The following is a 4,838-nucleotide window of genomic DNA, read 5'->3' as shown; positions in this document are numbered from 1 at the left end:
GCCCGTAAGCTCCTCATCTTCATCAATACTGTCGTCGCTCGCGGCACTCCGTGGCAGCCGATGCACCCCGCAAGCTAACGGTTGCTCAGGATGACGGGTGATAGAGCGGGATTGATTGTCAAACAGCCACGATTTCGGTGTCATCACCCGCGCATGCGGGTGATCCAGTATTCCAGAGACGACCGAGGAGAATGAAAGCCCACGGCTCCTTCCCCGGCGTCGTCCCGGCGAAGGCCGGGACCCATACGCCGCGGCGAGCGTTGTCAACGGGACTCGTCGTACCAGCGTTGCGCAACAAGCAGCATCGGTGGTTATGGGTCCCGGCCCCCGTGCGCAATTGCGCACTAGGCCGGGACGACACTGAATTTGCGCGCGGCCTGCCGGAGCCCCGGCAAGGCCGCTTCGCATACGCATCATGCAATGGCGCGGCTGGGGAACGGGATGCCGGCGTAGTACATGGCGATCCCGGAGACATTTTCAGGCATGCTCGAGAAGACCCCGATCACCGGCGCGGCAGCCGCGCCGATCACCGATGGATTGCCTTGGGAAAGGCGCCGCTGGGCGGTGGCCGCGATCTTCACGGCGCTGGCGATGGCCTCGCTCGACACCGCGATCGCCAACATCGCGCTGCCCGCGATCGCCAGCGATCTGCATGTCAGCCCTGCGGAAGTGGTCTGGGTCGTCAACGTCTATCAGATCGCCCTGGTCGCGACGCTGCTGCCGCTCGGCGCGCTCGGCGAAATCGTCGGCCACCAGCGGATCTATCTCGGTGGCCTCCTGCTGTTCACATTGGCGTCACTCGGCTGTGCGCTGGCGTGGTCGCTGCCGAGCCTCCTGGTCGCGCGAACCCTGCAGGGCCTCGGCGCCAGCGGCCTGATGAGCGTCAACACCGCGCTGGTGCGCTTCGTGTATCCGAGCCGGATGCACGGTCGCGGCTTCGGCCACAATGCGCTTGTGGTTGCAACAGCCTTTACGCTAGGGCCGACGATTGCCTCCGGAATCCTCGCGCTCGGGACCTGGCCCTGGCTGTTCGCCGTCAACCTTCCCTTCGGCATCGTCGCATTGCTGATCGGCCTGAGGACGCTGCCGACGACACCGCGCGCCAAACACACCTTCGACTTCACCGGCGCCGCGCTGGCCTGTGCCTGCCTCGGCCTCTTCATCATCGGCATCGGCAGCGCCGCGCACAAGGCAGCGCCGGCGCTGGTCATCGCCGAGCTGGTCAGCGCTGTCCTGTTCGGCTGGATCCTGACCCGGCGGCATGCCGATCATCCGGCGCCGATGCTGCCGATCGACCTGTTCCGCCGGCCGATCTTCGCGCTGTCGGCCGCGACCGCGGTCTGCTCATTCGCTGTGCAGGGCCTCGCCTTCGTGTCCCTGCCGTTCTACTTCGAGGACATCCTGCACCGCTCGCAGGTCGAGACCGGCTTCTTCATGACGCCCTGGCCGCTGGTGGTTGCCTTCATGGCGCCGATCGGCGGCCGGCTGTCCGACCGCTATCCGGCCGGCATCCTCGGCGGCATCGGCATGCTGCTGCTCGGGCTTGGCATGGTGCTGCTGGCGACCCTGCCGCCGGAGCCGAGCGTCGCCAACATCGTCTGGCGCACCATGATCTGCGGCATCGGCTTCGGCTTCTTCCAGACCCCCAACATGAAGGCGATCATGTCGAGCGCGCCGTCGCATCGCAGCGGCAGCGCCAGCGGCATCGTTGCGACCGCGCGGCTGATCGGGCAGACCACCGGCGCCGCACTCGCCGCGCTCTGCTTCGCGTTGGCCGACCGTGAGGGCGCCACCGTGGCGCTGGCGCTGGGCGCCGGATTTGCCGCGCTCGGCAGCGTGATGAGCTTCCTGCGTTTGGCCGTCGTCTCACCGCAAAAGACATAACAGGCATGTAACGCGCGCAGGGGCGCGACCATACACCGCGGCATCAACTCTCTTCCGCGCTGCAAGCGCATATTCTTGATTTGAACCGCTCCAGGTTCAAGGCCAACATCGCGCCGAAGTCCAATCGGAGGATTGGACCATTCAGGGGAAAGCGATGGCAAACCTCAAAATCAACGGCAAGACAATCAATGTAGACGTCGAGGACGACACGCCACTGCTGTGGGCGATTCGAGAGAATGTCGGACTGACGGGGACCAAATATGGCTGCGGCATTGCACAATGCGGCGCCTGCACGGTGCATGTCGACGGAGTCGCGATGCGCTCCTGCGGCGTCACGGTCGGTGAGGTGGCCGGCAAGGAGATCACCACCATCGAGGGTCTCGAGGTCAACGGCGTGATGCACAAGGTGCAACTCGCCTGGATCGCAAACGACGTGCCGCAATGCGGCTATTGCCAGAGCGGCATGATCATGGCGGTCGCGGCCCTGTTGAAGGAAAACCCGAAGCCGAACGACAACGACATCAACGACGCCATCACCAATATCTGCCGTTGCGGCACCTTCCAGCAGGTGCGCGAGGCGATCCATGCTGCCGCGAACGCGTGAGGAGGCAGCCATGAATCTGCAAATCAACCAGCACGTCATGCCGAAACTCAACCGCCGCGCCTTCGTGATCGGCACGGCCACCGCCGGCGCCGGCCTCGCGCTCGGTCTCGATCTGCCGTTCGGCGGCCCCTCCGTGGTGCGCGCGGCCGACGGCGCGCCTGAAGTCAATGCCTGGGTCGTGATCCGGCCCGACGATACCGTGGTGATCCGCATCGCCCGCTCCGAGATGGGCCAGGGCACGCTGACCGGCCTCGCCCAGCTCGTCGCCGAGGAGCTGGAATGCGACTGGTCGAAGGTCACGACCGAATATCCAACACCCGGCCAGAGCGTCGCCCGCAAGCGCGCCTGGGGCGATTTCTCCACCGGCGGCAGCCGCGGCATCCGCACCTCGCAGGACTATGTCCGCAAGGGCGGCGCTACCGCGCGCGTAATGCTGATCCAGGCCGCCGCCAACGAGTGGAAGGTGCCGGCTTCGGAGTGCAAGGTCTCCAACGGCGTCATCACCCACACGGCATCGGGCAAGACGACGACCTACGGCAAGGTCGCTGAAGCCGCCGCCAAGCTCGATCCGCCGGCCGACGTCAAGCTGAAGGACCCGAAGGACTGGACCATCGCCGGCAAGGGCCTGAAGCGGCTCGACACCGTGGACAAGACCACCGGCAAGATGATCTACGGCATCGACGTCAAGCTGCCGGGCATGCTGAACGCCGCGATCAAGGACTGCCCGGTGTTCGGCGGCAAGGTGAAGAGCTTTGACGAAGCCAAGATCGCCGGCATGAAGGGCGTCAAGAAGGTGGTGCCGGTGGGCGACAGCGCGGTTGCCGTCGTCGCCGACACCTGGTGGCACGCCAAGACCGCACTGGATGCGCTGCCGATCGTCTGGGACGAAGGCGACAACGCAAAGGTCTCCAGCGAGACGATCGCGAAGTGGCTCGCCGAAGGGCTCGACAACGCGCAGCCGGCCTATGTCGGCAACCAGAACGGCGACGCAAAGGCCGCGATCGCGAGCGCGGCCAAGAAGGTGGAAGCGGTCTACAGCTACCCCTACCAGAACCACGCCACGATGGAGCCGATGAACGCCACCGTGCTCTACACGCCTGATAAATGCGAGGTGTGGTGCGGCACGCAGAACGGCGAGGCGGCGTTTGCGGCAGCACTCGAGGCCTCCGGCCTGCCGGCGGAGAAGGTCGACGTGCACAAGCTGATGCTCGGCGGCGGCTTCGGCCGGCGCGGCATGACCGACTATGTGCGGCAGGCGGTGGCGATCGCCAAGCAGATGCCGGGCACGCCGGTCAAGCTGTTGTGGTCGCGCGAAGAGGACATGCAGCACGGCAAGTATCACCCGGTCACGCAGTGCAAGCTGACCGGCGCGTTCGATGCCGACAACAATCTGGTCGCGCTGCACTACCGGCTGTCCGGCCAATCCATCCTGTTCTCGGTACGCCCGGAAGCGCTGCAGAACGGCATGGACCCGGCCGCATTCCAGGGCGTCGCGCAATCCGGCGAGGCCGCGATCGGCTATTCGGTTCCGAATTTGCTGGTCGAGCATTCGATGCGCAACCCGCACGTCCCGCCGGGCTTCTGGCGCGGCGTCAACGTCAATCACAACGCGATCTACATGGAATGCTTCATGGACGAGCTCGCCTTGGCCGCCGGCCAGGACCCGCTCGAATTCCGCCGCAGGCTGATGGGCAAGCACCCGAAGCATCTCGCCGTGCTCAATGCCGTGGCCGAGAAGATCGGCTGGGGTACGCCGGCGCCGCAGGGCGTCTATCGCGGCATCGCGCAGGTGATGGGCTATGGCAGCTACGTTGCCGGCGCCGCCGAGATCTCGGTGACCGACGGCAGCAAGATCAAGGTGCATCGCATCGTCGCCTCCACCGATCCGGGCTACGTCGTCAATCCAGCGCAGGTGGAGCGGCAGATCGCGGGCTCCTTCGTCTACGGCCTCAGCGCGTTGTTCTACGGCGGCTGCACCGTGAAGGACGGTCGCATCGAGCAGACCAATTTCGACACCTACAACTCGATGCGCATCAACGAAATGCCGAAGGTGGAAGCGGTGATGGTGCCGAGCGGCGGGTTCTGGGGCGGCGTCGGCGAGCCGACCATCGGCGTTGCGGCGCCGGCGGTGCTGAACGCCTATTTCGCGGCGACCGGAAAGCGCATCCGCTCTTTCCCGCTGCGCAACCAGAACATCTCCTTCGCCTGATCAAACCAGAAGCGGCGGCCCAGCGGCCGCCGCTTCCTTTTTCCGGATTGTCGTGCATGGCCGTCACGCGTCATCAGACGCGCAGGGATGTGGTGCGTGGCGCCGCTGCCGTCGCAGCGGCGGCGGCGTTGGCGCGTCCGG

At 65.9% G+C, this 4,838-nt stretch carries 3 protein-coding genes; all 3 read left to right on the top strand.

Going from position 1 to position 4,838, the window contains the following annotated elements:
* Positions 1-483 precede the first annotated feature (483 nt).
* The 3 genes from AC628_RS39905 (at position 484) to AC628_RS39895 (ending at position 4,697) form a co-directional block, all read left to right on the top strand.
* Positions 484-1,884: an MFS transporter gene (locus tag AC628_RS39905; protein WP_074132201.1), complete on the top strand. Its 1,401-nt coding sequence runs from the start codon at positions 484-486 to the stop codon at positions 1,882-1,884.
* A 154-nt stretch (positions 1,885-2,038) separates the two neighbouring features.
* On the top strand, positions 2,039-2,488 hold the full coding sequence (locus tag AC628_RS39900; protein WP_074132198.1) for a (2Fe-2S)-binding protein: 450 nt from the start codon (positions 2,039-2,041) through the stop codon (positions 2,486-2,488).
* Between the two features lie 22 nt (positions 2,489-2,510).
* On the top strand, positions 2,511-4,697 hold the full coding sequence (locus AC628_RS39895; protein WP_074132200.1) for a xanthine dehydrogenase family protein molybdopterin-binding subunit: 2,187 nt from the start codon (positions 2,511-2,513) through the stop codon (positions 4,695-4,697).
* Positions 4,698-4,838 lie beyond the last annotated feature (141 nt).

Origin of the sequence: Bradyrhizobium sp. NAS96.2 (assembly GCF_001908235.1) — a bacterium.
Taxonomy (GTDB): domain Bacteria; phylum Pseudomonadota; class Alphaproteobacteria; order Rhizobiales; family Xanthobacteraceae; genus Bradyrhizobium.
The sequence above is the reverse complement of the archived record's forward strand: the minus strand, read 5'-3'. Positions and strand labels throughout refer to the sequence as shown.

Excerpts from the sequence above, each read along its gene's own strand:
- AC628_RS39905 (WP_074132201.1), top strand. The coding sequence starts at position 484 with ATGCTCGAGAAGACCCCGATCACCGGCGCGGCAGCCGCGCCGATCACC.
- AC628_RS39900 (WP_074132198.1), top strand. The coding sequence starts at position 2,039 with ATGGCAAACCTCAAAATCAACGGCAAGACAATCAATGTAGACGTCGAG.